The sequence below is a fragment of the Microvirga lenta genome (genome assembly GCF_020532555.1).
Taxonomy (GTDB): domain Bacteria; phylum Pseudomonadota; class Alphaproteobacteria; order Rhizobiales; family Beijerinckiaceae; genus Microvirga; species Microvirga lenta.
This window is the reverse complement of the sequence record NZ_JAJBBR010000009.1, coordinates 1-24,377: the sequence shown is the minus strand read 5'-3', so window position 1 is coordinate 24,377 and position 24,377 is coordinate 1. Positions and strand designations below refer to the sequence as shown.

The following is a 24,377-nucleotide window of genomic DNA, read 5'->3' as shown; positions in this document are numbered from 1 at the left end:
CGGAGACACCGCTGTGATCGACAATGTCTACAGTAAAGACTTGGGAAAAAATCCGGCGAACTTCCAGCCTCTGACGCCACTCACTTTCTTGGAGAGAGCGGCTTGTGTGCATCCGGACCGGATCGCGATCATTCACGGCCCCTTGAGACGGAATTACCGCGACTTCTATACCCGCACCCGCCGACTTGCCTCGGCATTAGCCCGCAGAGGCATCGGGCGCGGGGATACGGTCTCGGTCGTGCTCCCCAATACACCCGCCATGCTCGAATGCCACTATGGTGTTCCGATGGCAGGAGCGGTTCTCAACACCCTCAACACGCGCCTCGATGCGCGGGTCATCGCCTTCTCCCTTGAGCACAGCGGCGCCAAAGTATTGATAACAGACCGGGAATACTCCTCTGTTGTAAACGCCGCCCTGGAGCATTTGGCCGTCAGGCCGCTGGTCATCGACTACGACGACCCTGAATTCACAGGTTCTGGCGAGCGCCTGGGGACAATGGAGTATGAGGAATTCCTGGCCGAGGGCGATCCTGAGTTCTCGTGGATTCCACCTCAGGACGAGTGGGACGCTATTGCGCTCAACTACACCTCCGGAACCACCGGGGATCCCAAAGGTGTCGTTTATCACCATCGCGGTGCCTATCTGCTCGCCATGGGAAACATCATCACGAGCAGCATGGGCCAGCACCCGGTTTACCTCTGGACCCTCCCCATGTTCCACTGCAATGGCTGGTGCTTTCCATGGTCGCTTTCGATCGTTGCAGGCACCCATGTCTGCCTGCGCGCGGTGAGAGCGAAGCCCATGTATGACGCCATAGCCGATCATGGGGTAACACATCTGTGCGGTGCTCCCATCGTGATGTCGACCCTGCTCAACGCCCCTTCCAACGAGAAGCGCACACCTCGCCAGGCGGTTCGGTTCATGACGGCCGCGGCGCCTCCACCCGAAGCGGTGCTGGCCGCAATGCAGAAGGCAGGTTTCGATGTGACCCACCTTTACGGATTGACGGAGGTTTACGGACCGGCTGTGGTCAATGAGTGGCATCAGGACTGGGATGACCTCCCGGCGGCAGAGTACGCTGCACGCAAGGCCCGCCAAGGTGTGCGCTATCCCGTTCTCGAAACTCTGGACGTCCTCGATCCTGAAACTATGCAGCCTGTGCCTGCCGATGGGATTACGCTCGGCGAGGTGATGTTCCGCGGCAACGTGGTGATGAAGGGTTACCTAAAGAACCCGGCCGCCACGGCCAAGGCATTCGAGGGTGGTTGGTTTCACTCCGGCGATCTCGGCGTTAAGTACCCGGATGGGTACATCCAACTGAAGGATCGGTCCAAGGACATCATCATCTCCGGTGGCGAGAACATCTCGTCCATCGAAGTGGAGGATGCTCTCTACAAGCACCCTGCCGTTCAGGCAGCTGCAGTGGTCGCCATGCCGGATGAAAAATGGGGCGAGACCCCTTGCGCCTTCATCGAACTCAAGCCGGAAGAGGCCGTCTCCGCAGAGGACATCATCGCGTGGTGCAGACAGCATCTTGCACCATTCAAGTGCCCCCGCAACGTGGTGTTCACCGAGCTCCCGAAGACCTCCACCGGAAAAATCCAGAAATTTCGCCTGCGGGAAATGGCGAGGGCGAGACCTTGAATGTGTGGCCCTTGGAGAAGATGCCGACCTGGTAGTCCGAAACAGGCAGGTGACGAACCGGCGAGACATCCAAGACTTTTCAATGCCCTTTCCAGATAGGCTTGCGCCTCTCGATGAAGGCGTCAATTCCCTCGGCAGCGTCCTCGGCCATCATGTTGCATGCCATGATGTTACCGGCATAGCGGTATGCCTCCTCGAGACTCATTGTGCGCTGCTGGCCAAACATAGCCTTTCCGGTTCGTATGGCGACCGGACTCTTCGAACAGATTTCATCGGTAAGAGTCGCAACGGCGGCATTCAGCTCAGCATCCGGAACGACGGTACTGACAAGACCGCTCGAGAGAGCTTCGTCGGCACTGATGAAGCGTCCGGTGACCAGCATGTCGAAAGCTCGCTTCGGAGGAATATTGCGGGAGAGAGCAACGGCAGGCGTCGAGCAGAACAACCCGACATTTATGCCGGAAACGGCAAATGTCGCACTCCTCGCAGCAACCGCGAGGTCACAGGACGCCACCAGCTGACACCCGGCCGCGGTGGCCATTCCCTGCACCTTCGCAATGACCGGCACAGGCAGATTGACGATGCCCTGCATGACCCGGCTGCATTTCGCGAACAAGGTCTCGTAATAATCCTGGCTGGGGTTGGCACGCATCTGCTTCAGATCATGCCCAGCGCAGAATGCCCGGCCGGCGGCGGCAATGACGACGCAACGGACGCGCTCATCGGATGCAATCTCGTCCAGCGCGGTCTGCAGTGCCGAGAGCACTTCTTCCGAAAGAGCATTGAACTGCGCCGGCCGGTTGAGCGTCAGCACGACAACGCCCCCGTCATCCTCGCGCAGCAGAACATCCTCATGTGTGGCCAAGGGCGATGTATCCATGATCCATTTTCCTCCAGCTTCGCAGCCTTATCTCGGCCCGACCGGCCGGCATCGGCTACTCTATTCTCTACGTCAAAGGCACTTGAAGTTCACGAGACTCCCAGAAATCCTGAAGACGTTAGAGCACGTTTCGTCCGAGGTCCAAGTGAGCTATGATAATATGAAACATGGTCGCGGTGCCATATTCTAGGCCGGGTCGTTCCTAACAGCCAAGGTTTCGCGGTGTTCCCTCGAGCTATCCATTGGGAGATATCATCTTGACGTCCAGTCCGGTCAGTCGATTTACGGTTCCCGCTATCGCCGAACTCCCAGACGATATTCGTGAACGGATTCTTGCAGTTCAACAAAAGTCCGGCTTCGTACCGAATGTCTTTCTGGTCCTTGCTCGTCGTCCTGACGAGTTCCGAGCCTTCTTTGCCTATCACGACGCACTCATGGAGAAACCCGGCAATCTGTCCAAGGCCGAGCGTGAAATGATCGTCGTCGCGACGAGCGGCGCAAACCAGTGTCAGTACTGCGTTGTAGCCCACGGTGCGATATTGCGGATAAGGGCGAAGGATCCTCTGATCGCGGATCAGGTCGCTATCAATTATCGAAAGGCTGACATCACGGACAGGCAGAAGGCGATGCTCGACTTTGCCATGAGGGTGGCGCTCGAGGCCTACGCCGTAGGGGATGCGGAAATCGAAACGCTGAAATCCCACGGCTTCACTGAGGAGGATGCCTGGGACATCGCTGCAATTGCAGCCTTTTTTGCCATGTCGAACCGGCTTGCGAATGTCACCAGCATGCGGCCGAATCCAGAATTCTATGGATTGGGGCGAGGCTGATCGTCATCGAGAAACGAGGCGAGCCGACTCCGCGAGACGAACGTTAGGCTACCCGATCAACAGAGGTTCGCTTCCGCAGCAATCCTATAGACAGAGCGCAGTTCCGTTCGAGCCGCCTCTTTTGCGGCATAAAGCGCCTTGTCGGCCTTCTCGAACAGCTCCTGGGGAGTTCTGCCGTCCTGTGGATAGTACGCTATTCCAATGGAAACGCCGGTAGTGATGGAATGCCCGCCGACGTTCATCGGCTGATCGATGGCACGAATGATATTCTCGGCAATGTGCCTGGCCGACCCGGAGCCCGCATTGGCGTCGAAAAGTCCGTATGCGATAAGAGCGAACTCGTCTCCACCGAGGCGGCTCAATGTATCACCTTTGCGCGTGCTGAACCGTAGCCGCTGCGAGACGATCTTGAGAACTCGGTCTCCCACCGGGTGGCCCAGCCTGTCATTGATCTGCTTGAAATGATTCAGATCGAGCAAGATCAGGGCCGCCGCTTCGCCCTCTGCGGTCAGAGCAGACAGGCTTTCATCGAACACGATCCGATTGCCAAGTTCCGTCAGATGATCCCGGCGCGCCTGAGACTCGGCCTCGACCGCGCGTTTCTCGGCCTCTGCAAGCCTCGTCATCTCACGACGGAGATCGCGCAGTCTTCGCAAGCCGAAGATCCACAGACATCCGCACAGAAAGGCTCCCAGGAGCGTCGATTCGTAGAGATCGATGCGCTTGTCGGACCGTAGCTCGCCTTCGAGAGCGCTCACGATCTGGATCTCATAAGCCACCCAGGCGAGAATCATGAATGCCGATACGACGACAAAGAGATCCTGAGCAGTCCGCCTCCGGTTCCACCGGTGGTGTTTGACGCCCACTGCCAACTTAGAAGGGGAACACATTTTCACTGCACGAAGTCTGTTGCACCGGTCTGCTTCACATGCTGTTCGACATGGCCCTCATGTCGAACAGCATGTGAAGTGTGCCTGCCCTCGTTTGACACTACAACCTTGTGCTGCTTGGAAGATTAATGGAGAATCTTATCAATCTGCGAGCTACGCTGCCGATTTGGAATCTACGATCAGCCTGCAGATACGCGGCACCCGTTCACCATGACCTCACTCTGACAGTTCTCCCAGGCGGAGCCTTTCGCTAGGGTGCGCCCACACCAATCTCAGGGAGGCATCCATGTGGGCACCAGTTGTGGTGATGTTGTACGCGCTGAATGGTCCAACCGCTCTTGTCGTGGGCGATGAGATTCACAAGACCAAGGAGGCGTGCGAGGCGGCTGTCGCCAAGGCTGTTCCCGACCAGCTGGACCAGGAGGGTAAGGCTTCGTACGAACAGGGATACCGCCATTTCGTCTGTGTACGCATCACGGGCTCGGATATCTTTCAGAAGGTGCAGTAGCCCGGCTCTCAGAAATTGCACTCACGCCCCTTCGACCCTCAGACGATGAAGTCGTACCGCCCGAACCTGCCGTCGGCTGCTTTCTGGAGTCGGAGCAGCAATCGTTCGTCGAACAATCGGTCCCTTCGGTTCAGCGCCTCATCCGGAAAGTAGAGTTGCGTGGTGAGGATACGATCTCCAGGCCTCTGAACTTTGAAATGATAGTGCCGGGTCCGCCCTGGATAGGCGGCGGGAACAATGGTCGAGAACCACCAGCGTCCTCTCTCGTCGGCATAATGGAAGCCCCGGAACCGGTAACCGGCATTGTCATATGCCCCAGTGCTGTCCGCATGCCAGACCTGTACAAGCGCCCCCGGTACCGGCCGGCAAGCGGTGTCGAGAACGAAGCCTGCGATGATGATGGATTCCGCCACAGGAGAGTGAGACACCAGATCGTGCCTCAGGGGTGCATCAGGCTTGAAATACGGCCCCTCGGTCTGCGCTGTCGTAAGCTCATGCTCATCATCGCAGGCGGGCGTTCGCGGCAATGACAACTGCTCCCCTTGGGCAAGGCCGGGAACATCTCCCAAGACCGAAAGGGCGGGGGCTGCGAGAAAAGCGGTCAAGATCGTGCGGCGGGTCGGTGACATGATGCGACTCCATTCCGACATGCTGTGCTGCATTATTGCGCAGCGAGAGGCTTTATCCAAGCTCAGCCGTACACGCCAAGGTCGCAGCCGTTAGGCCGCTTTCCTCTGCAGCTTTCTCCGGATGGGCATGACCACATACTGCAGGACCGGGATGATGGCGGCCCCGACCAGAAGGCCGAAGAGGCCTGAGCCGGCTGCGGAAACGAGCCACTCCACGGCTCCTTGCACGGCCGGAAGAGCATGAGCGGCGGCCTCGGCCATGGAATGGATGACGTGCCCGAACGCTGGGAGGCCATATTCTTCCAGGCCGTGGACGAAGATGCCGCCGCCGACCCACACCATAGCTGCAGTTCCCACGACGCCGAGGACCTTGAGAAACACCGGCATTCCCAGCACCAGACCTCGGCCCAGCCCTTGTGTCAGAGGCGCCGTCATGCGATCGGCGTAGGATCGAGAAGAGCTCTCCAGCCCTCGCGGCCGCATCCCCAGCAGGCTGGAGACCGGCCGACTGTTACCGGCAAGCGCGACCCCAGCGTCGTCCGCCTTCACGATCAGAGCGACGCCGCCGTACACCAGCGCCGTGATCCCCGCGCCGACGACGGCTAACACCAGAGCCTGCATCCAGAAAGGGGCTTCGGGAACCGTCGCCAAGGTGATCGCCATGATCTCAGCGGAGAGAATGAAATCCGTCTTGATCGCGCCCCTGACCTTTTCATCCTCGAACTTCTGCGGGTTCGGGTCCACCGCCGCGACCGCCTTCTCATGCTCGTGGGCATGATGGGGCCAAAGCGCTTCGTAGACCTTTTCCGTTCCTTCGTAGCAAAGGTACGCTCCACCGAACATCAGCAGCGGGGTGATGGCCCAAGGCGCGAGCAGACTCAGCACGAGGGCTGCCGGCAAAAGATACAGCAACTTGTTCTTTAGCGAGCCGAGGGAAATCTTGCCGACGATCGGTAATTCACGCGCCGCGGTAAAGCCTACAACATAGCGGGGCGTAACGGCAGCGTCGTCTATGACGACACCCGCTGCCTTGGCTCCAGCCCTTGTGGCCTGTGCGGTGATATCGTCCAAGGAGGCTGCTGCGACCTTCGCCAGACCGGCGATGTCATCCAGCAACGCAATCAAGCCTACGCTCATGAGTGCCCCCGTCGGATCAAAGTCGAAACATAGCCCAAGCCGCAGGAGCAGCTATATTTCACCACTTCGGCTCCAGCCAATATTCGGTTCCTCTCGATCAGGTCTTCTTCCCAGGAGACCGCACGATCCGGCGCAGCGACAGCCTCGACTATTCAGGAGCAGGCTCGCGAAGGATGCCCGAAGCGACAATTTCCTGTGCATGAAGGCGAACTTTGTTCCAGAGCTGCCTTTCGCGCTGTGCGTCGGCGAGCGCCCGGTGAGCCGGGGGGCCCTGTTGATCGTCCCAGCGTTCAACCTGTGCCAGGATGTCCTGAAGGATGCCCTCGTGACGGTCCGCCGGCACTTCTGCGGCCTGCAGCACGCCCAATACGGTCTCCCTTTGTACAAGGCTGGTATCCTGGAGCCGGAGGGAGTGACGAGGCAAGCCGGCCGCGCGCAGGAGCTTGCTGAGCCATTGGCCGTCCCATGAGGGAGCGCTCGCATAAAGAGCGCGCCCCGTGAGGACCGTGGTCATACGCTGGGCAACCTCTTCAAGCGGCATACCCTCTTCCATCAGTACTTGACGGGGAATTCCATGAACGGCCTCAGCCTCCGCAGACCAGTCGGTCCAGGACGAATGCGGCCTGATGAGGTGGCTCTCCTCACCGCCGCTCGCGAAAACCCAGGCGACTTCGATGGGATAGCCGTGCTTTCCCAAGGAGGACGCTTCAAAATCAAGAAAGACGATATCGGCCGGATGAGTCACAAGCGCATTCCGCTGCATCTGCATTCATAACTCTGCACATGCACAGCAGTTTCGCTCTCCGGGACGCGCAGCATTCGGCGCCATGGCCGGAGTTCTGAAGAGCCCGCCTGCGGAATGACTGGGCTATGGTGGGAATGACGCATCCCGACCGCGGGCCTCGCTATGAAAAGGGCCGCATAATGCGGCCCTTTTCGTTCTTTCCATCAATGTCCTGCGATGGCCAACCGGGTTCCTACCGCTTCCAGGATCATCCGGTGCGCCCGTTCAACGATATCGTCCAGGGAGCGTGTTTTCGCGAACATGCTCGCGGCACGCGCCCAAACCTCCTCCCTGGTGGGAAGATGGGGCAGTTGCACCTGCACCAGAACCTCGTGCGCCTTGTTCTCCGCAGCCGACAATCTTGCCCGAAGATCTGCCAAGCTGGGGGTGGTTTCGAGAGCATGGTTCAGCTTGGTAGAGATGCTTTCGATATTGAAGGTGGCCACGAGATCACCGGCCGCCCGGTCGATCACCCTTGAGCCGAGCCTCTGCTCGTTCCTGAGCACCGCCTCTGGCGGGCTCTTGAGATCCCATACGATGCCAGCCCAAGAGAGCACCTTGATGATGTAGAAGGTCGGGTCGATTTCCCACCAGCGGAATCCCTGGCGCACGCTCGCCTGGTACGCATGGTGGTTGTTGTGCCAGCCTTCGCCCATCGTAAAGAAGGCGAGAAGCCAGTTGTTGCGGGAGTCGTCGCCCGTCACGTAGCGCTTCGAGCCATGCACATGAGCGAGCGAGTTGATGCAGAAGGTGGCATGATAGACGGCCACCGTGCTCCAGAAGAAACCGACCACAAGTCCCGGCCAGCCACCGACCAAGAAGGTGATCGAGGCGAGCACGGCAGCGGGCGCCAGCTCGTATTTGTGAAGCCACATGAGTTCCGGGTACTTCGTGAAGTCCCCGACCTTCACGAGATCCGCCGTGTCATGCCTGCGCGAAAAGATCCAGCCCACATGGGCAAAAAGGAAGCCGTCGTGCCTGGGCGAATGTGCGTCGTGCTCCGTATCCGAAAACAGATGATGGTGCCGATGCTTGGCGGCCCACCACAGAACGCTTTTCTGGGCCGTACTCTGTGCCAAGCAGGCGAGGATGAACTGAAAGGCACGGCTTGTCGCGTACGAACGGTGAGAGAAATAGCGGTGATAGCCAGCCGTAATCCCGAACATGCGCACCCAATAGAGCGTGATGCCGATGACCACGGCCTCCCAGGTCACACCAGTCCAGACGGCAGCGAAACAAGCCAGGTGAACGAGGATGAAGGGGATGGTCTGCGGGTAGACGATATCGTCATGGTCGTGATGATCCTCCTGCGGCCGCTGCTTGGGAGATGTCGCAGAACTCATACTGAATCCATATTGTTGGTAAGTGGTCGGCTTGGCATTAGCCGCCAGAGCCTCAATGCACGGAATCGTTTATCTCTAAACTATCGCTAGGGAAAGCTTCATTCAGTGCGGCCTAACGGCCGCCCCTGCAGTTCCTGCACAAGATATATGCCGCCGACCCAGACATGCGAGGGCTTCTCTGCCCTTATTGGGGAGCGAAGGCAGCGTCAGCGCTTCATCTCATCTCGAACAGGGCTCCGAAGTCTGATGGCTGTTCACGAGGTTTGTCGCCGAACTCTTTCGGCTGCCCGGCGAGGCGGCTGGTGAGCTGCCTAATTTCGGTATCGGTCAATGCAGGTCCGTTTTCCCGTACCATCTCCGCGAGATCTTCGGGAAGCATATCGGCCTGCTCTTGCAGGAGGAGGAGCGCAGCGCGGATCGTACTCAACTCTCGATCATCAACGAGAAGGGTGAGTGTACTCATCTGTTCCTTTCGCCCTAAGCCATCCCATCAGGCTACGAATGGGTGAGGCAGAATCAAGGCAGGCCGCGCTTTCTGGTGACCCGGATCCATTCCATACACCCCTGTCGGGAAAAATGGCGCAACTCCGGTATTCAGCAGGATCACCGGGGGCTTTCAGAACGAGAGGATGCAGGAAGACCAGATCCCTCAGGATCCGTCTTTTCTTCCATGTCGTCTTCCGTCTTGTTTCCGGGTTCTGTTTGGGCCGTCTCGAATGCGTCGAGCGATGATCCGGAAACGCTCCGGGTGCGTGCCTCGTCCGGGGGCTCGCTGCCAGACCCGAATCGGGAGCCCAGGATCGCGGAGAGCATGCCACGCGCAATTTCCTGCTCACCCATGATCACCAGACTGGCGCCATACTTGTAGAGGTGCTCGATCTCGGCATCACTGTGAGCTCGGGCAATGATCTGCAGATCGGGGTTCGCGGCGCGGGCCGTCTGGATCAGATTGCTTGCCTCGAAGGGGCTTGGAATGGCGCTGATCAAGTAGCTGGCCTCCGCGAAGTTGACCGCCTCGAGGAGGCCGGGCTGTCCGGCTTCGCCGTGTATGGCCTCGATGCCCTCCGCACGTAGACGATCCACCACCTCTTGGCGCTCCTCGATAACGAGGAAAGGAGACCCCTTCTCTCGCAGGGCCTGCCCGACGAGGCTCCCGACACGACCGTAACCCACCAAAACAGTGTGCCCGCGCAGATTTGTCCTTGGAAACTCGGTCTCCGGCACCGGCGGTGGCGCGACTGGCTCGGCGATATGCACTTGGTGGTCCGTAGCGGACCTCGCCGGGCCACCTGCCCGTTCCCTCTCCTCGAACCTGAGGCTGATCCGGTCGGCCATATAGAAGAACAAGGGGTTGATCAGGATCGACAGGAGCGCCCCGGCCAGGATCAGATCCCGTCCTGCCTCTGGAAGAAGCCCTAGCGAGATCCCAAGCCCTGCGAGGATGAAGGAGAACTCGCCGATCTGCGCCAGGCTGGCAGAGATCGTGAGAGCAATGCTGAGCGGATGGCGAAAGGCCCTGACGATCAGGAACGCGGCAATGGATTTGCCGACGACGATGATCAGAACCGTGACCAAGACCGCCACAGGCTCGCGCAGGAGAATGCTCGGATCGAACAGCATGCCGACAGATACGAAGAACAGCACGGCAAAGGCATCGCGCAGCGGCAGCGTCTCCTGCGCGGCCTGGTGGCTGAGCTGGGACTCGGCCATGATCATTCCGGCGAAGAACGCCCCCAGAGCGAAGGAAACCCCGAACAGCTCCGCCGATCCGAAGGCCACGCCGAGCGCTGTTGCGAGTACCGACAGCCGGAACAGCTCGCGCGAGCCTGTATGCGCCACGTAGTGCAGCATCCAGGGTATCACCCTGCGCCCGACCACGAGCATGACGACCCCAAAGGCCCCGAGCTTCAGAACCGTGAAGGCCAGGGTGCCCCAAATGGTGTCCAAGTTGAGCCAATTGGCGAGGCCGCCGAGATCGACCTGCGACGTCTGCATGTCGCTGCGCCCACCCAAGAACCCGGCTATGGCAGGAAGGAGGACCAATGTGAGGACCATCGCCAGATCCTCGACGATGAGCCACCCTACTGCGATGCGGCCCTGATTACTTTTGATCAGCCGCCTCTCCTGCATGGCTCGCAGCAGCACGACGGTGCTGGCAACGGAGAGCGCCAGACCGAACACAAGCCCTGCCCCCACGGTCCAGCCGAGGAGCAGCGCGAGCCCTAGTCCCATCAATGTCGCAAGCGCGATCTGGCCCAGGGCGCCGGGAACGGCGATAGCCCTGACCGACAGCAGGTCCGCCACCGAGAAGTGGAGACCCACACCGAACATCAGCAGGATGACACCGATCTCCGCCAGTTGCAGCGCCAGCCCCTGATCCGCCACATAGCCGGGGGTAAACGGCCCGATCAGGATGCCTGCGATGAGATAGCCGACCAGCGGTGACATGCGCAGCCGGTTGGCCACAGCCCCGAGGATGAATGCCAGACCAAGGCCGACGACAATGGTGGTGATGAGCGGCGTGTGATGCGGCATGCGCTCCCGATCGCGTGAGATGTAAGGCACTTATGGCGGCGCCTTGCGCACGGCGCCAAGCCGGCCTAATCTCAACCATAATGGGCGACCTTGGTGCGCCAATGCAAGAGCATTCTCAATGCCGCTGTTATCGCCTGAACAATGCCGAGCCGCCCGTGGTCTCCTGGACTGGACCCAAGAGGAGCTCGCCGGGAATGCAGGCGTGTCGCGCAGCACCATCCGTGACTTCGAGAACGGTCGGCATTGCCTCCATCCAGGAACGGCAGCCCAGGTCGTCGCAGCGTTGGAAAGCGGCGGAGCGCTGCTGATCCCGTCGGGAGAAGCCGGCCCTGGAGTGCGGCTCCAGAAGCCTGTCGTCTAGCAGGAACCCGCCTCGCAGGGACGAACCACTCTCCAAACGGCAACCGCAGACGCTAACCGGATCGCGGCGGCTTGGAACCTGCCCAGGGGATTGGCCGTCTATCGAATGGGCTGGTGCCATATGGTTTGTGGTCGAGATGCCAGGGGTGTACGTGGATGAACAAGGGGTTTGGCGTGACTGTAACGGTGGCGCATCCAGGGAGCGGAAAGTCGAAGACCGCACCTCTGGTGGTGGTCGCCAAGGACGAACGGGATGCCGAGCTCGTCGCCGAGAAGGCGGCGGGACCGAACTCGCACGCTGAAACGCTACGTGAACTTACGGATGAAGAGGTTCGGGAACATGGCCTCGACCTTCAGGCCCATGGAAGCGCAAAGGCCTTGCCAATCCTGAACCTGTGACGTCCACGAAAACACTTTAAGGAGCCTCCGGAGGCGGCGCCTCCACCGCCTGGCTTTCGGATCCTTGGACGTGGAGTACCGACAGCCGCATTCGGTGTCGGCCAGGCCCCGCTGACACGATGAGCCAGGTGCAGCAGAGGCCGACCCCGATGAGGAAAAGCTGCGCCTTAGCCTGGTCCGGATTTGCAATCCCTCCCCCAAAACCCACATCATAGGCCAAGGGAGGTATCATGCCCGACAAGAAGGATCTCACCCGGTCGTCCTCGATCATCGGCAGTCCGGATTCCATGATCGACTCCTTCCTGACGGAGGCGAAACGTCTCGGACCATTGGAGAGCGGCGCACCCCGGGCGCGGCTCGTCTTTGCTCTCGATGCCACGATGAGCCGGCAACCCACCTGGGATCTCGCCTGCCGTGTCCAGAGTGAGATGTTCGCAGCAGCGAGCCATGCAGGGGGCCTCTCGGTCCAATTGGTCTATTTCAGAGGTTTCGACGAGTGTCGCTCCTCCCGCTGGGTCGCAGACCCGCGCGCCCTCACCGATCTCATGACGAAGATCAGCTGCCGGGGCGGCCAGACCCAGATCGGGCGCGTGCTCCGTCACGTTCGGGCAGAAGCAGGCAAGGCCCCGCTGAAGGTGCTCGTCTATGTCGGAGATGCCATGGAAGAGCCCATCGATGATCTCTGCGCCGTCGCGGGTGAGCTCGGCCTCCTCGGCATCAAGGCATTCATGTTCCATGAGGGGCAGGATCCTGACGCAGCCCGGGCATTCAAGGAGATCGCCCGTCTGACCGGTGGGGCTTATGCGCATTTCGATGCGGGGGCGCCGCAGACCCTCTCCGCGCTTCTGCGCGCTGCTGCCGTTTACGCCACGAGCGGCGTCGAAGGATTGACCCGGCTGGCGCCGAGCAGCGAACAGGCTCGCGGTCTCTTCACCGCAATGACCGGACGCAAACCGTGATGCTGCTCTACGGCATCGCCGCCGTTGCCATTCTGCTGTTCTTCCTGAGCAACTTTGCGCAGGCGAATACGGCCAGCCTCGCAAAGCTTCTCAAGGTGACCGGCGGCATCATGGCTCTTGGGGCAGCCGCGCTGCTCGGGTTCAGGGGGCGGATCGACATGGCCCTCCTCCTCGCAAGTCTTGGAGCCTGGCTCCTCGGGTGGAGCGGCCTCGGTTTCTCAGGTGCGAGCGGATCGGCACAGCCGTCGCCGGGCAATACCTCCCGGGTCCGCTCCAGCATGATTGAGATGGAACTCGATCACGATACGGGGGCCATGGACGGTTCCGTGCTCGCCGGCGTCTTCGCGGGGCAGCGGCTCGACTCGCTCGATGAAGCCAGCCTGCTGCACCTCCTGACCGAGTGCCGCGCTCAGGACACGGACGGCGCCCGTCTCCTGGAGGCCTATCTTGACCGCAGGTTTCCAGATTGGCGCGGAAGCAGCCAGAGCGAGGAGAAGGCGCATTCGGCGGCTCAATCCTCATCCGGCGCCATGACGCGCGAGGAGGCTTACCAAGTCCTGGGGCTTCAGCCGGGTGCCGGTCCCGACGAGGTCCGGCAGGCACACAGGACCCTTATGAAGAAGCTCCATCCTGATCAGGGAGGTTCGACCTATCTCGCGGCCCGAGTGAACCAGGCCAAAGAGGTCCTGCTCGGCTCCCGCAGTTCATAAGCGGAACTGCACGCCACCTGCCCTCCTTTCTGGCTCACCGGCACCATGCAGGGGACCTGTGGGTTCGACCGGCTTGGAACCTTAGCCTTTGATGGTCGTCATCCTTGTGCGGCTCCTCATCGGAGACCCCGGACACCAAGCGGAGGCAGGCTGATGCGAGGATCGACCTCATCTGTCGTTTTGTTTGTCGGAATGGTTGTCCTGTCTTCCCCGGGGATTGGCGCCGAGATCGCCATTTCTATCGATAAGACGGCCCAGCGCATGACGGTTTCCGTCGATGGAGAGGAACGGTATTCCTGGCCTGTGTCGACCGGCATGGCTGATTATGCGACGCCCACCGGCGCATTCACACCCTCACGCTTGGTGAAGCAGCACTATTCCAGGGAGTGGGACAACGCTCCCATGCCTTATTCCATCTTCTTCACCGATGCCGGGCACGCCATCCATGGAAGCCATGCCACGAGCCGCCTGGGCTCACCGGCCTCGCATGGCTGCATTCGGTTATCGCCGGGAAATGCCAGGATCCTTTTCAACCTCGTCATGGCGGAGGGACCCGACAACACTCGGATCGTCATCACCGGCGTCGATCCGATTGGAACGGCCTTACGGGGTGGATACGGAGCCGGACGCGATTACAGCCGTCTCACGAGCTTCGACCCACTCACCGATGGAATCATGGCGGGGGGTTCCGCAACTCGCCAACGGCGGGAAATCCCTGGGCGTCCATGAAGAACACGATCGAAATGCAGGCGTCTTTCTTGCGGCGATCCAGCCCTGACCCGGAAGGCGTCTGCTGGAATGAGTACGCCTCAACTTGAGACCTGAACGCAATTGCCGAGAGGCTCGAGGAGTGCCTGCCTGGAACGGCCAAGGTAATGGCGAGCCAAAATCGACGAAATCCCCGCTCAGTTTCCAGCCTCTGGCCTGTGCTGCCCTGCGACCAAGCCGAACGAGGCGATCGCCAGCAATGAGCAGGCTGTCATGATGGCGATCAGCGGCCATATGGTGGTGCTGAGTGTAGCACCGATCAAGGGAGCTACGAGCGCACCGAACCCGATCTGAAGGCTCCCTGACAAGCCGGCCGCTGCGCCCGCGACATCCGGCTTGACGCTCACGGCGCCCGCAATCCCGCTCGGGAGGACCAATCCGTTTCCCAGGCCGATGAAGAACATAGGGCCGAACAAGGCCGCCGGATGCATGAACCCGACAGCGAAAATCACGGCCATGGCTGCGACACTGGCCAGAGCCATGAACGTGCCCGCCAGAATCATCCTGTTCGGACCGACCCGGGCGGCGAACCGACCGGAGGCAAAGTTGCCCAGAATGTAACCGCCGGGGACGAGGGCGAAATAGAACCCATACTCCGCAGCGCTCCGCCCCATCAGCTCGATCATCACGAAGGGTGCACCTGCCAGGAAGGCGAAGAACACCGCCGAGATGAAGCTGGCGGCGAGCGTGTAGCCCCAGAACAGGCGGGAGCGAAAGAGAATGGAATAACTATACAGAAGCTCGCGGCCTGCGCCCCCTGAGCCGCGGTTGTGGTTCGTCTCGGGGAGTTGCCAAGCGGCGAAGAGCAGGGCGAGACCGCCGAATGCGATCAGAAAGGCAAAGGAGGCACGCCACCCGTAAAACGTGTCGAGAAGACCGCCGATGGTCGGCGCGACCATGGGCGCGACCGCCATGCCCATGGTGACGTAGCCGATCATGCTAGCCACCTGATTCCGCCCGTAGAGATCGCGGACGATGGCACGGCTGAGGGTGATCCCTGCGCAGCCGCCCATGGCTTGTACGACACGACCGAAGATCAAGAGGCCGACATTCTGCGCCAGGAAGCAGATGAGAGAGCCGATGATGAAGACGGTGAGGCCGATCAGCAGCACAGGACGTCGGCCGAACCGGTCCGATATCGGCCCGATGATCAACTGCCCGAGCGCCATGGCGGCAAGATAGAGCGAAAGGGTCAGCTGGATCGTGGTGAAATCGACCCCGAATGCCCGTGCCATGCCAGGCATCGAAGGAAGATACATATTGATGCCGAGCGGGCTCACCGCTGATACGGCAATTAGCAGCGCGATAAAGGAAGGCTTGGCGACTGACGGTGTCGCGATGGCGCTGATTTGGGTCATAACTTCCGGACATTCCGCAGGATGGCTTCCGCCGATGAGGAGAACAGAGCCTCTGGAGGTTCATTCCCGTCACACAACCTAGCTCGCAAACGGCGCAATGGTAGCGCAAGTTTGCGCAACCGACGCAATGCTACCATGCTTCGGCTGCAGCGGCAGGAGGGATGCGACAGCCCGAGGAGTGAAAACGGAAGGCCGGCTCAGGCTGCTTGTGCTAGCGGTGTCCCGTGGCTGGAAGCAGGGTCCTCTGCGATACCTTCGCTCCACTTGTCGCAATCTGGACCTCAGGGTGCCTCGGTTCCCATGAGCGGGTCAGATCATCTCAAGGGGACGCTTACGGTCCGGGGGCGGGAACCTCGCGTCGATCGCCTGCAGATCCTCCAGGTCGAGCTTGATCTCCAGAGCGCGATGATTGTTCCTTACGTGGGCCAAGGTACCCGCTTTGGGAATGGCGATCACGCCCCCGCGCTGAAGCAGCCATGCAAGGGCAACTTGAAACCGGCTGGCTCCGTGCTTGTCTCCGATCGCCTGCAGCGTGCCAGACCACGGAAGCCGGCCCTGCTCGATGGGGCTGTAGGCCATCAGCGGCATCCGGCGATCCGCCATCCATGGCAGCAGATCGAACTCCGGACCGCGTCGCGTCACGTTGTAGAGCACCTGGTTGGTGGCGCAGCGGGCGCCACCCTCGATCTGATCCAGTTCCTCCATGTCGCCTGTGTCGAAGTTGCTGACGCCCCAATGCCGGATCTTGCCGGAACGGCGCAGCTCCTCGAATCCGGCAACGGTATCCTCAAGCGGAACTCCCCCGCGCCAATGCAGGAGGTAGAGATCGAGCCGGTCCGTTCCCAGCCTCTTGAGACTGCGTTCGCAGGCCCGAATGACACCGTCATGGCTTGCATTGTGCGGATAGACCTTGCTGACGAGGAAAACCCGATCGCGCCGTCCGGCGATGGCTTCGCCCACGAGCTGTTCTGCAGCCCCTTCGCCATACATCTCCGCCGTGTCGACGAGCGACATCCCGAGGTCGATACCGAGGCGCAGCGCCTCGATTTCCTCCCTCCTCCGGCTGGCATCCTCGGCCATCTGCCAAGTCCCCTGCCCGAGCACCGGAACAGCCTCACCATCCGTCAGCACGATTTCCTTCACGCTGGCTCCCCTGGTTGCGGACCGCGTATTGCGACCTGCAAAGACGCCCGGCGGGCGCAGGCCCGTCGCGATTCGTGATCAGCCGGCCCATTGTGGACGATCTCGGCACTGCCGGCAAAGACATGATGCGATGTTCGATTTCATCGGCATTTGGTGCGCAGGAGCCTTTTGGAATATTCACGTGGACCGGCTTCCTAAGCCAAGCTGCCGCACCAGAATCCCGGTAGGAGGACAACGCGTGCTATCCCGTAGACACTTCCTCACGCTGGCTGCAGCGCTTCCGTATCTTGGCGCCACGTCGACCGCTCGCGCCAATCCGGGCAGCTTCTACTACAAGGGCCCATTGAGCGACCACTTCGATGGGCGCCGTTTCTTCAACCCTGGTGGGGATCGCCCCAGGGGCTTTGGCGACTTCCTACGCTGGCGGTTATCCGAGCGTTCCGAGCCTTGGCCGGAGGACTACCCGAGCCCGTTCCAGGACGTTCCACCGCCCCGCGTAGGAAAGCACGATCTTCGTATCAGCTTCGTGGGACACGCTACTTTCCTGATCCAGACAGGCAACCGAAACATCCTGACGGATCCCATTTGGTCGGAGCGAGCCAGCCCGGTGCCGTTCGCCGGCCCACGACGATACAATCCACCCGGCATCTCCTTCGACAATTTGCCTCCCATCGATGCGGTGCTCATCTCGCACAACCACTACGATCACTTGGACGTTCACACCCTTGTACGTCTCTGGCAGCGCGACCGGCCGAGAATTGTGGCTCCGCTCGGAAATGACACCATCATCCGAACACATGATCCGAGAGTTGAGGTCACGGCTCTCGATTGGGGTGAAGATATCGAGCTCGCGCCCGGCCTTCAGGTATTCGCTAAGCCTGCCCATCATTGGTCGGCACGAGCCACCAACGACCGGAACCATGCTCTCTGGGCTTCCTTTGTCCTGCGCAGCGCAGGCCGCTCCATTTACTTCGCGGGCGATACCGGCTTCGGCGGCGGTCGGCACTTCCAGGAAATTGGCGAACGGCATCGGAGCCTGGACATAGCCCTTCTGCCGATTGGCGCCTATGAGCCGCGCTGGTTCATGGCACCACAGCACATGAACCCGGAAGATGCCGTTCGGGCCTTCCGCATTCTCAAGGCCAAGTATGCGCTTGGCTTCCACTGGGGAACCTTCAAGATGACGAACGAGGCGGTCGACCAACCGCTGCGGGACCTTGCCGCTGCGCTGCAGAACTTGAGCATCTCTCCTCGCCGCTTCATCGCCATGCGTCCGGGACAGGTCTGGGCAGGCTCCTAGGGCGCAGGTTTGACTGTCTCAGACTCCGCGAGCTGGCGGTCAGCTTGCCTCGGCCTTGCCGGCTTCCCAAAGGTGGTCGGGAGTGGCCGCGAGACGTTCCACGATGAGCCAGCGCTCCCAATCAGGAAGAATGCTCCAGTTCGGGTCACTCAGGTGAGCCTGCGGCAGGCGGTAGTGAAAGGCCGGTCGCGGGTTGATCTTCTCATGGGGGAGGACCGAGCGAACGTGCTCCTCATCAAGGTAGGTGAGAAGCGGTAGGAGATCGAGAGCCCGGTCCCGGGTCGGGTTTGCTTCCAGGTAGTCCGCCGTGAAACGCGTGAGATCGGGCCAGTAATCCGGAGACAACACGCGCTGCACATAGGCCTTGGGATACTCGGGCGGGAGGGCAAGAGTAAGCCGAACACTTCCGCGCGCTGTTTCCCGTCGAAGGCGCCTATCGACGAGGAGCAGTGCCTTCAGAAAGGCCGTTATCGTGGCCACATCGAGACGTGGCGGATCGATATTGAGGTGCAATCCAAGGGAATCCAGGAGCACGGCTCCCCGACCGCGAGCGCCGGCTTCCCTCAGAGTTTGGACGACTTCGTCCATCTCTGGAAGCTGCGTGACGGGCATGGGCGATGTGATGAGTTCGCGCGGAACGAATGGAGAGATGACAGTGCCGAGCCATGCAGCGGCATAGCGGTTCAATCTCGGACGTAGGTTGGGATGACGCTCAGGATGAATATGCCGGAGATCCATCTCGATCGACATGTCGCCCAACCGAGAGCCGCAGATTCTGAAAGCGTGGGGATCCTCTACCTCGACGGATCCGCCGAAGTTACGGCTAATGGCCCGTGCTGCGCCGCTGACGCTCGCTCCTAGGAACTCGATTTCCAGGCCCACCTGCCGCAGCTTTCCATCCGCCCGTTTCAGGATCGGGGGATTGAGCGCCTCAGGCAGAAGGGCAATGTCATGCATCGACAGGAATTTGGGAATGGCATGGCCGAATAGCAACGGTCGACGAGCAGGATGGATAGAATTTCAGTTTCTCGCGTCCTCGCAGCCACGGCTCGACCGCACGCGTTCGGCGCCTTTAGCACCGAGGCTCTTCACACCCATGTGACATCGCCGACGATGTACTTAGCCCTTGGGAAGGCTTACCATTTTCCTTGAGCCTAGGACCAAACGTGCGTTGCCTGCGCCGGGAAGGACGTATTGCCCCTCATTCTCAGTACCTGCCGAATACTGACCGCAGCCATTCTCCTGCATTGTGGCCCAGTCGCGGTTCGAGCAGACGTTCGCCCTGCTTCCGGACTCGAGGGTGGCCCATTTCGCCACATCCAGGCCTTGCAGGGAATCGCGGCCGCGAATGGGAACAACAGGGCAGCGGGGACTTCCGGCTACGACCGGTCGGCCGAATACGTCGCGGATCAGCTTCGCAGTGCAGGTTATACGGTCCAGCTCGAGGAATTCACATTCCCATTCTTCAAAGAGCGGTCTCCGCCAGTTCTCGCAGCCGATCTCACCAGTCCAGGGTCTTACACGCCCCCACCGGAGGCGCTGCGGACCTTGCGAAACTCCGGCTCGGGTGACGTGATGGCTCGTCTCCAGGAGGTCGCCCTGGACTTGGATGAAGGACCCGCGCGGCCGTCCACCAGTGGTTGTCGACAGGAGGATTTTGCAGGGTTTGCACGGGGAAACATCGCGCTCATCCGGCGCGGAACATGTCCATTTCAAGCCAAAGTCGAACATGCCCAAGCAGCCGGAGCGGCTGGCGTGATCATCATGAACCAAGGAACCGAGGGGCAGACCGGGGCCTTTACTGGAACATTGACGACCCCAGCCGCAGTCCCAGTACTCGGTGTAACGACAGAGGTCGGGAGCAAGCTCGCTGTGGCCGGCCGGGAGGCAAACGGCATCGAGGTCCGCTTGCGGATCGATGCAGAGGCGGGAACCCGTTCCACGCATAATGTGCGGCAGAGCGAGGTAAGACGGACGGCTCCCTCGTTGTCGTAGGAGCTCACCTCGACAGCGTATCGGAGGGTCCCGGCATGAACGACAACGCCAGCGGCTCGGCAGCCGTCTTGGAAGCAGCATTGCGGCTTGCGGGCGAGCCTGCAACGGACATGCCGATCCGGTTCGCCTTTTGGGGCGCAGAGGAGCGCGGTCTCCTCGGCTCGCGGCACCATTTGGATACCCTTTCCGAGGAAGAGCGCCGCCGCATCGTGCTCTACATCAACCTGGACATGGTTGGCTCCCCTAATTTCGGGCGCTTCATTCAGCTCACGCAGGATACCAATAACGCCTTCGTGGCAAGCACTGTGGGGTTTCTCACCGACTATTTCAGAGAGAACAACCTCCCCGTGGAGGAGCGGATCGGCTCTCCTCGAGGCTTCAGCTCGGATAACGCATCTTTTGCCACCAAGGGCATCCCGACGGTCAGCCTGTTCACGGGAGCGGGTGGCACGAAGGATGCCGCTCATGCTCAGCGGTTCGGCGGCACTGCGGGACAGCCTTTCGACCCCTGCTATCACAAGGCCTGCGATACGGAGCAGAATGTCGATCGACAGGTGCTGGAGCAAATCACCGATGCCCTCACGTCCGCTCTACGCCGCCTCACTCCCCCGCCGCATTAAGATCGGGTGCGCCGCGTAAGCATTCCGATAGGCACCTCCGGCCTCGCCTTTCATTCCGCCAGCTTGCGAGCTTGGTGGGCGGGTTCTAGGCTGTCGGCCGTTCGCGCATCGTTCCGGTTTCGAAAGCCCAATGTCCAAAGGCTCATGACCACTCATGTTTTCCTCCCCGCTCTTGCTCGGTGCAGTTGCCATTGAGGGCTATGCCGTCCTCGCGGTGGAACTCCTCGCCATCCGCCAACTCACGCCATACGTGGGCAATGCGACAGACACGGTCGCCATCGTCATCGCGGCGGTCCTCCTGCCCCTCGCCTTCGGCTACGAGGCCGGAGGACGGGCCGAATTCGCTTCCGGGGACGAGGCAGGCATCCGCCGGCGGCTCACCCGCAACCTGCTCGTTGCTTCGCTTATCCTCAGCTTCGGCCTGTCGCACCCCTTTCTGGTAACCTTCTTCCAGATCCTTGATGGAATTGGACTGACACATCGCCTTGCCCAGGCAGCAGCCCATACGTCCCTGTTCCTGGTCTACCCGATCTACCTCATGGGCCAGACCATTCCGCTGGTTGCCTATTGCTCGACCGGGGGCAGCCTGCCGCGCTCCACGGGACTGATGCTGTTCCTGTCTACCTTTGGGTCGTTTCTAGGTTCTGTGGTGTCGACCCTCGTGTTCATGACCTTCCTGGGGGTCCACATCACAGTGGCATTTACCCTCGGGCTTCTGGTGCTGCTCGCCGCTCTCATCGGCTGGCGGACGGAGAGCCGGAACAAGCTTGTTCCGGCTGCCGGCGCACTCGGCCTCTACATCGTGGCAATCAACAGCCCGGCGGTGATGCAGGCCTATGGGATCGTCAGCAACAATCTCTACAGCGAGGTGCGGGTGGTCACCAATCCTGCAGAGAACAGCCGCCTTATGGTGATCAACAACAGTCCGTCCTCCAAGGTGGCGGCTCATCCTGAACACCGCTTCGCTTACGTGAAATTCATTGAGAAGGAGGTACTCGAGAAGCTGGACCCGGCTCGGCCTCACCGCATTCTCGTGATCGGCGCTGGAGGGTTCACCATCGGCCTTGAGGATCGCGTCAACACCTACACCTATGTCGATATCGACCCCGCACTTCGAGAGGTAAGCGAAGAGCATTTTCTGCGCCGGCCTCTCACTCCCAACAAGACCTTTGTGCCCGAATCCGCCCGCGCATTTCTGCGGCGCAACAATCAGACTTACGACGTTGTTGTACTCGATGCCTTCACGAACCGCTTGAACCTGCCGCCGGACCTTATCACGCGCGAAGCATTCATGGCGGTCGAACAAGCGCTTGCCCCAGGAGGCCGGGTGATCATGAACGTCATAACCTCGCCCACCTTTGAGGATCGCTTCAGCCGCAGCATCGATGCAACCATTCGCAGCGTCTTTCCCTTTGTCAGCCGCCATGTCCTGCCGCAGACCCAAGTCGGCAGCGTCGCAAGTGTGCTTTACCTCGGAGGCGGGCACGAGGGTGAGCCATATGAGATCTACACGGATAACCGGAACCGGTCGTTTCTCGATTACTGACCCAGAACGAACCGTTTCGGCGCTGATGATTCCTGCAGGAATGTATGGTTAACGGTTTGCCGATAGAGATGGGATGGAAACCAGCACGAGTCGGCGGAAGTGCCCGTCAGGAAAGAAAATCAATGCTCCAGCCAGATCCTGATGAAATTATCGAGGCAACTCGCCGCGAGCGCATGAGGACCCTCCTGAACGGAATGCCGCACGCTCTCCCCGAAGCCAGTCATTCCGCCTCGGTTCTAATGAAAGCCGTCGACGATCATCTGGCGGGTCATCCGGCTGTTGCCGCCTGTCCGGATCTTTACCGTTTGGCCTATAGAGCTTTTGAAAATCTGTTCGCACTCCACCAAGCCCTTGGTGAGGAGAGCAACCGGACGAAGTCTCGTTAGCAGTCCCGGGTCTCGGCCTGATCAGTCGGTCGTGAACCGAACGGGTGCGCGTCTGTTAGATGATGAACGAGATCAGATGAGGTTAGAGATGGACCCGTTTGTTCCTGCCATTGAAGAACTTGCTGAGGCGCTCCTCTCCGATGAGGATCTGGACCAGAGTCTCTCCGACATTGCCGAAGAGCATGGTCTCTCTGCTCCGGCCCTGCGGAATCGGGCTATCCGCGCACTCGGACCTCTGGAGACCTACAAGCAGCGCCAGGCGGATCTGAAGAAAGAGCAGGAGCAGACGGCGATGCGACGCGATCCTGTGCTGGCGGGCGCCTCATTCGTCGCTGCTGTTTCAAGTCTGTCTCCCCGCCTCTCTTCCGAGGAGAGGCAGGCCGAGATCGAGCGGCTCGCCGGCCTGTACGGAGTCGACGCCGCAGCGCATCGGGATGCGATCGAACGCCTCCGGAGGCGATAAGGGTCGCCGACATCGTCGAGCCCCATCGAGGTTGAAGGCCGAGGGATTCGGAAGTCGAAAGAAAAAGCCTGACAGAGTTGTCTGTCAGGCCCCAAGTTCATCCAGAGGGAACATCGTGAAGGTCGTAATCCTAACGGCCAAGTTGGGTATCGGTTCCTTCTTCTGTCCACGTCGTCCAATATCACGGTCACGCCTCCCGAGCACATTGCCGGCCCCAATGTGAGCCGCAAGCGATACCCGGTCGACATCATGGCTTTTGCCCGGCCTTTCACCCAAGGAGGTAATCCCTAACACTTGGCTCTTGCACCCTGTCCATGTGCTCAGGCGCACCTCAAGCAGCTTTCGGAGCAAGCATCTTCTACTCGGCACCCGCGACTTGGGAACGGGAATGTCACGGCTTGGGTCGGCACTCTCACGGATATCGATGATGTTCCAGAGGGCCTTTTCCGACTGGCCGACAACGGGAGACGGCACCGATGTTCACGACTCTCTTCGGATATCTGGGCGATGGGTTGCGGGAGATCATTCGGGAGGTCAGAGACCCCTATCGGCCGGAGCTACATTATATGCGGGGCCCTGGTCCACGTTGGCACGAGGTCCATGCCGCAGACCGGAATGCAGACGAGCCGCAAGCTGTGGAACAGGCGATCTCGATCGATGAACCAGCCTGCTCGGGCCAAGCTTAAGGCGGCAGCGTGGAGACCGCCCTTGCGGCTGAGCGGAGTACGCCGACGCTGATCTTCGGAATGTAAAATCGAAGGGGCGTGCGCCTTGCGGTGCACGCCCCTTGGTTCGTGACTATTGCATCAGCCTTCCGGCTGCGGCCGCAGCCGGCCATCGACGGCCTCCGGCCTTCCGCGTCCTGCGGTGGGGACGGCGGAGCCGCGGGTGGCGGTGACGCTCTCGCCGGTGTCGCGGATCGGCGGCTGCCCGTCGAGAAGGTTGCGGATCTCGTCCCCCGACAGGGTCTCGTACTCCAGAAGGCCCTTCGCCAGCGCCTCCAGATCCTGCTGCTTCTCCGTTAGGATCCGCCGCGCGTCGTTGAGACCCGCCTCCACCAGGCGCCGCACCTCCGAGTCGATCTTCTGCGCGGTGGCCTCCGAGATGTTCTGCTGGCGCCCCATGGACATGCCCAGGAACACCTCCTCCTGGTTCTCGCCATAGGCCACCGTGCCCAGCTCCGGCGAGA

The 24,377-nt window shown here is 60.7% G+C and carries 24 protein-coding genes and 2 pseudogenes; 14 read left to right on the top strand and 12 right to left on the bottom strand.

Annotation, left to right across the window (positions count from 1 at the left end; genetic code table 11):
• The first annotated feature begins 13 nt into the window (after positions 1-13).
• Positions 14-1,645: an acyl-CoA synthetase gene (locus LGR44_RS14895; protein ID WP_226741501.1), complete on the top strand. Its 1,632-nt coding sequence runs from the start codon at positions 14-16 to the stop codon at positions 1,643-1,645.
• Between the two features lie 79 nt (positions 1,646-1,724).
• On the opposite strand, the gene LGR44_RS14890 is transcribed toward LGR44_RS14895, so the two are convergent.
• Entirely contained in the window at positions 1,725-2,525 is an 801-nt protein-coding gene (locus LGR44_RS14890; protein WP_226741500.1) for an enoyl-CoA hydratase, read from the bottom strand.
• Positions 2,526-2,782: 257 nt separating this feature from the next.
• On the opposite strand from LGR44_RS14890, the gene LGR44_RS14885 reads away from it, so the two are divergent.
• Complete coding sequence (locus tag LGR44_RS14885; protein WP_226741499.1) at positions 2,783-3,355, top strand: peroxidase-related enzyme; 573 nt, start codon at positions 2,783-2,785, stop codon at positions 3,353-3,355.
• A 56-nt stretch (positions 3,356-3,411) separates the two neighbouring features.
• Here the strand turns inward: LGR44_RS14885 and LGR44_RS14880 are convergent, their stop codons facing one another.
• Positions 3,412-4,149 carry a GGDEF domain-containing protein gene (locus tag LGR44_RS14880; RefSeq protein ID WP_226741498.1) on the bottom strand — a complete coding sequence of 246 codons (738 nt, stop codon included), beginning with the start codon at positions 4,147-4,149 and terminating at the stop codon, positions 3,412-3,414.
• A gap of 382 nt (positions 4,150-4,531) precedes the next feature.
• Here LGR44_RS14880 and LGR44_RS14875 point away from each other — a divergent pair, with 382 nt between their 5' ends.
• Positions 4,532-4,753: a hypothetical protein gene (locus LGR44_RS14875; protein WP_226741497.1), complete on the top strand. Its 222-nt coding sequence runs from the start codon at positions 4,532-4,534 to the stop codon at positions 4,751-4,753.
• Between the two features lie 38 nt (positions 4,754-4,791).
• Here the strand turns inward: LGR44_RS14875 and LGR44_RS14870 are convergent, their stop codons facing one another.
• From LGR44_RS14870 to ybaL, 6 genes are all read right to left on the bottom strand, one after another.
• Positions 4,792-5,382 carry a dioxygenase family protein gene (locus LGR44_RS14870; RefSeq protein WP_226741496.1) on the bottom strand — a complete coding sequence of 197 codons (591 nt, stop codon included), beginning with the start codon at positions 5,380-5,382 and terminating at the stop codon, positions 4,792-4,794.
• Positions 5,383-5,472: 90 nt separating this feature from the next.
• Positions 5,473-6,519, bottom strand: a complete 1,047-nt coding sequence (locus tag LGR44_RS14865) for a DUF808 domain-containing protein (RefSeq protein ID WP_226741495.1) — start codon at positions 6,517-6,519, stop codon at positions 5,473-5,475.
• A 148-nt stretch (positions 6,520-6,667) separates the two neighbouring features.
• Positions 6,668-7,288 carry a 3'-5' exonuclease gene (locus tag LGR44_RS14860; protein ID WP_226741494.1) on the bottom strand — a complete coding sequence of 207 codons (621 nt, stop codon included), beginning with the start codon at positions 7,286-7,288 and terminating at the stop codon, positions 6,668-6,670.
• 179 nt (positions 7,289-7,467) lie between these two features.
• The gene (locus tag LGR44_RS14855; RefSeq protein ID WP_226741493.1) at positions 7,468-8,646 is read right to left on the bottom strand and encodes an acyl-CoA desaturase; all 1,179 of its coding nucleotides are present in this window, start codon (positions 8,644-8,646) and stop codon (positions 7,468-7,470) included.
• 214 nt (positions 8,647-8,860) lie between these two features.
• Positions 8,861-9,109: a hypothetical protein gene (locus LGR44_RS14850; RefSeq protein WP_226741492.1), complete on the bottom strand. Its 249-nt coding sequence runs from the start codon at positions 9,107-9,109 to the stop codon at positions 8,861-8,863.
• 140 nt (positions 9,110-9,249) lie between these two features.
• The gene (ybaL, locus tag LGR44_RS14845) at positions 9,250-11,181 is read right to left on the bottom strand and encodes a YbaL family putative K(+) efflux transporter (protein WP_226741491.1); all 1,932 of its coding nucleotides are present in this window, start codon (positions 11,179-11,181) and stop codon (positions 9,250-9,252) included.
• Between the two features lie 118 nt (positions 11,182-11,299).
• Here ybaL and LGR44_RS14840 point away from each other — a divergent pair, with 118 nt between their 5' ends.
• The 5 genes from LGR44_RS14840 (at position 11,300) to LGR44_RS14820 (ending at position 14,338) form a co-directional block, all read left to right on the top strand.
• The gene (locus LGR44_RS14840; RefSeq protein WP_226741490.1) at positions 11,300-11,542 is read left to right on the top strand and encodes a helix-turn-helix transcriptional regulator; all 243 of its coding nucleotides are present in this window, start codon (positions 11,300-11,302) and stop codon (positions 11,540-11,542) included.
• A gap of 155 nt (positions 11,543-11,697) precedes the next feature.
• Positions 11,698-11,940, top strand: coding sequence for a hypothetical protein (locus LGR44_RS14835; RefSeq protein WP_226741489.1), 243 nt, complete (start codon positions 11,698-11,700; stop codon positions 11,938-11,940).
• Between the two features lie 230 nt (positions 11,941-12,170).
• A complete protein-coding gene (locus LGR44_RS14830; protein WP_226741488.1) occupies positions 12,171-12,899 on the top strand; it encodes a vWA domain-containing protein in 729 nt (242 codons plus the stop codon).
• Positions 12,899-13,609: a DnaJ domain-containing protein gene (locus LGR44_RS14825; protein ID WP_226741702.1), complete on the top strand. Its 711-nt coding sequence runs from the start codon at positions 12,899-12,901 to the stop codon at positions 13,607-13,609. Before LGR44_RS14830 ends, LGR44_RS14825 begins: the two co-directional genes overlap by 1 nt.
• 153 nt (positions 13,610-13,762) lie before the next feature.
• Positions 13,763-14,338, top strand: a complete 576-nt coding sequence (locus LGR44_RS14820) for a L,D-transpeptidase (protein WP_226741487.1) — start codon at positions 13,763-13,765, stop codon at positions 14,336-14,338.
• Positions 14,339-14,514: 176 nt separating this feature from the next.
• On the opposite strand, the gene LGR44_RS14815 is transcribed toward LGR44_RS14820, so the two are convergent.
• Together LGR44_RS14815 and LGR44_RS14810 are read right to left on the bottom strand one after the other, a co-directional pair.
• Positions 14,515-15,735 (bottom strand): multidrug effflux MFS transporter, encoded by a 1,221-nt coding sequence (locus LGR44_RS14815; protein ID WP_226741486.1) that lies wholly within the window; start codon positions 15,733-15,735, stop codon positions 14,515-14,517.
• A gap of 309 nt (positions 15,736-16,044) precedes the next feature.
• On the bottom strand, positions 16,045-16,878 hold the full coding sequence (locus LGR44_RS14810; RefSeq protein ID WP_226741485.1) for an aldo/keto reductase: 834 nt from the start codon (positions 16,876-16,878) through the stop codon (positions 16,045-16,047).
• Positions 16,879-17,008: 130 nt separating this feature from the next.
• Between LGR44_RS14810 and LGR44_RS14805 the strand changes: the two genes are divergently transcribed.
• Entirely contained in the window at positions 17,009-18,178 is a 1,170-nt protein-coding gene (locus LGR44_RS14805) for an MBL fold metallo-hydrolase (RefSeq protein WP_226741484.1), read from the top strand.
• 39 nt (positions 18,179-18,217) lie between these two features.
• Here the strand turns inward: LGR44_RS14805 and LGR44_RS14800 are convergent, their stop codons facing one another.
• A complete protein-coding gene (locus LGR44_RS14800; RefSeq protein WP_226741483.1) occupies positions 18,218-19,135 on the bottom strand; it encodes an amidoligase family protein in 918 nt (305 codons plus the stop codon).
• A gap of 618 nt (positions 19,136-19,753) precedes the next feature.
• On the opposite strand from LGR44_RS14800, the gene LGR44_RS22040 reads away from it, so the two are divergent.
• From LGR44_RS22040 to LGR44_RS14775, 5 genes and pseudogenes are all read left to right on the top strand, one after another.
• Complete coding sequence (locus LGR44_RS22040) at positions 19,754-20,173, top strand: PA domain-containing protein (protein ID WP_226741482.1); 420 nt, start codon at positions 19,754-19,756, stop codon at positions 20,171-20,173.
• Positions 20,155-20,793, top strand: a pseudogene (locus tag LGR44_RS14790) (M20/M25/M40 family metallo-hydrolase); the annotation flags it as partial. The gene LGR44_RS22040 and the pseudogene LGR44_RS14790, both read left to right, overlap by 19 nt.
• Positions 20,794-20,947: 154 nt before the next feature.
• Complete coding sequence (locus LGR44_RS14785; RefSeq protein WP_226741480.1) at positions 20,948-22,339, top strand: fused MFS/spermidine synthase; 1,392 nt, start codon at positions 20,948-20,950, stop codon at positions 22,337-22,339.
• A gap of 44 nt (positions 22,340-22,383) precedes the next feature.
• Positions 22,384-22,725, top strand: a complete 342-nt coding sequence (locus LGR44_RS14780) for a hypothetical protein (RefSeq protein WP_226741479.1) — start codon at positions 22,384-22,386, stop codon at positions 22,723-22,725.
• Between the two features lie 88 nt (positions 22,726-22,813).
• The gene (locus tag LGR44_RS14775; protein ID WP_226741478.1) at positions 22,814-23,188 is read left to right on the top strand and encodes a hypothetical protein; all 375 of its coding nucleotides are present in this window, start codon (positions 22,814-22,816) and stop codon (positions 23,186-23,188) included.
• Between the two features lie 806 nt (positions 23,189-23,994).
• Here the strand turns inward: LGR44_RS14775 and LGR44_RS14770 are convergent.
• Positions 23,995-24,377 (bottom strand): annotated as a pseudogene (locus LGR44_RS14770) (ATP-dependent zinc metalloprotease FtsH); the annotation flags it as partial.

What these genes read in the sequence shown, in the direction of transcription:
- LGR44_RS14850 (WP_226741492.1), bottom strand. Translation starts at nt 9,109, where the DNA reads ATGAGTACACTCACCCTTCTCGTTGATGATCGAGAGTTGAGTACGATC.
- LGR44_RS14870 (WP_226741496.1), bottom strand. Translation starts at nt 5,382, where the DNA reads ATGTCACCGACCCGCCGCACGATCTTGACCGCTTTTCTCGCAGCCCCC.
- LGR44_RS14780 (WP_226741479.1), top strand. Translation starts at nt 22,384, where the DNA reads ATGGTTAACGGTTTGCCGATAGAGATGGGATGGAAACCAGCACGAGTC.
- LGR44_RS14800 (WP_226741483.1), bottom strand. Translation starts at nt 19,135, where the DNA reads ATGCATGACATTGCCCTTCTGCCTGAGGCGCTCAATCCCCCGATCCTG.
- LGR44_RS14860 (WP_226741494.1), bottom strand. Translation starts at nt 7,288, where the DNA reads ATGCAGATGCAGCGGAATGCGCTTGTGACTCATCCGGCCGATATCGTC.
- LGR44_RS14815 (WP_226741486.1), bottom strand. Translation starts at nt 15,735, where the DNA reads ATGACCCAAATCAGCGCCATCGCGACACCGTCAGTCGCCAAGCCTTCC.
- ybaL (WP_226741491.1), bottom strand. Translation starts at nt 11,181, where the DNA reads ATGCCGCATCACACGCCGCTCATCACCACCATTGTCGTCGGCCTTGGT.
- LGR44_RS14785 (WP_226741480.1), top strand. Translation starts at nt 20,948, where the DNA reads ATGTTTTCCTCCCCGCTCTTGCTCGGTGCAGTTGCCATTGAGGGCTAT.
- LGR44_RS14855 (WP_226741493.1), bottom strand. Translation starts at nt 8,646, where the DNA reads ATGAGTTCTGCGACATCTCCCAAGCAGCGGCCGCAGGAGGATCATCAC.
- LGR44_RS14840 (WP_226741490.1), top strand. Translation starts at nt 11,300, where the DNA reads ATGCCGCTGTTATCGCCTGAACAATGCCGAGCCGCCCGTGGTCTCCTG.
- LGR44_RS22040 (WP_226741482.1), top strand. Translation starts at nt 19,754, where the DNA reads ATGGCTCGTCTCCAGGAGGTCGCCCTGGACTTGGATGAAGGACCCGCG.
- LGR44_RS14835 (WP_226741489.1), top strand. Translation starts at nt 11,698, where the DNA reads ATGAACAAGGGGTTTGGCGTGACTGTAACGGTGGCGCATCCAGGGAGC.
- LGR44_RS14890 (WP_226741500.1), bottom strand. Translation starts at nt 2,525, where the DNA reads ATGGATACATCGCCCTTGGCCACACATGAGGATGTTCTGCTGCGCGAG.
- LGR44_RS14875 (WP_226741497.1), top strand. Translation starts at nt 4,532, where the DNA reads ATGTGGGCACCAGTTGTGGTGATGTTGTACGCGCTGAATGGTCCAACC.
- LGR44_RS14775 (WP_226741478.1), top strand. Translation starts at nt 22,814, where the DNA reads ATGGACCCGTTTGTTCCTGCCATTGAAGAACTTGCTGAGGCGCTCCTC.
- LGR44_RS14825 (WP_226741702.1), top strand. Translation starts at nt 12,899, where the DNA reads ATGCTGCTCTACGGCATCGCCGCCGTTGCCATTCTGCTGTTCTTCCTG.
- LGR44_RS14805 (WP_226741484.1), top strand. Translation starts at nt 17,009, where the DNA reads ATGTTCGATTTCATCGGCATTTGGTGCGCAGGAGCCTTTTGGAATATT.
- LGR44_RS14880 (WP_226741498.1), bottom strand. Translation starts at nt 4,149, where the DNA reads ATGATTCTCGCCTGGGTGGCTTATGAGATCCAGATCGTGAGCGCTCTC.
- LGR44_RS14865 (WP_226741495.1), bottom strand. Translation starts at nt 6,519, where the DNA reads ATGAGCGTAGGCTTGATTGCGTTGCTGGATGACATCGCCGGTCTGGCG.
- LGR44_RS14820 (WP_226741487.1), top strand. Translation starts at nt 13,763, where the DNA reads ATGCGAGGATCGACCTCATCTGTCGTTTTGTTTGTCGGAATGGTTGTC.
- LGR44_RS14830 (WP_226741488.1), top strand. Translation starts at nt 12,171, where the DNA reads ATGCCCGACAAGAAGGATCTCACCCGGTCGTCCTCGATCATCGGCAGT.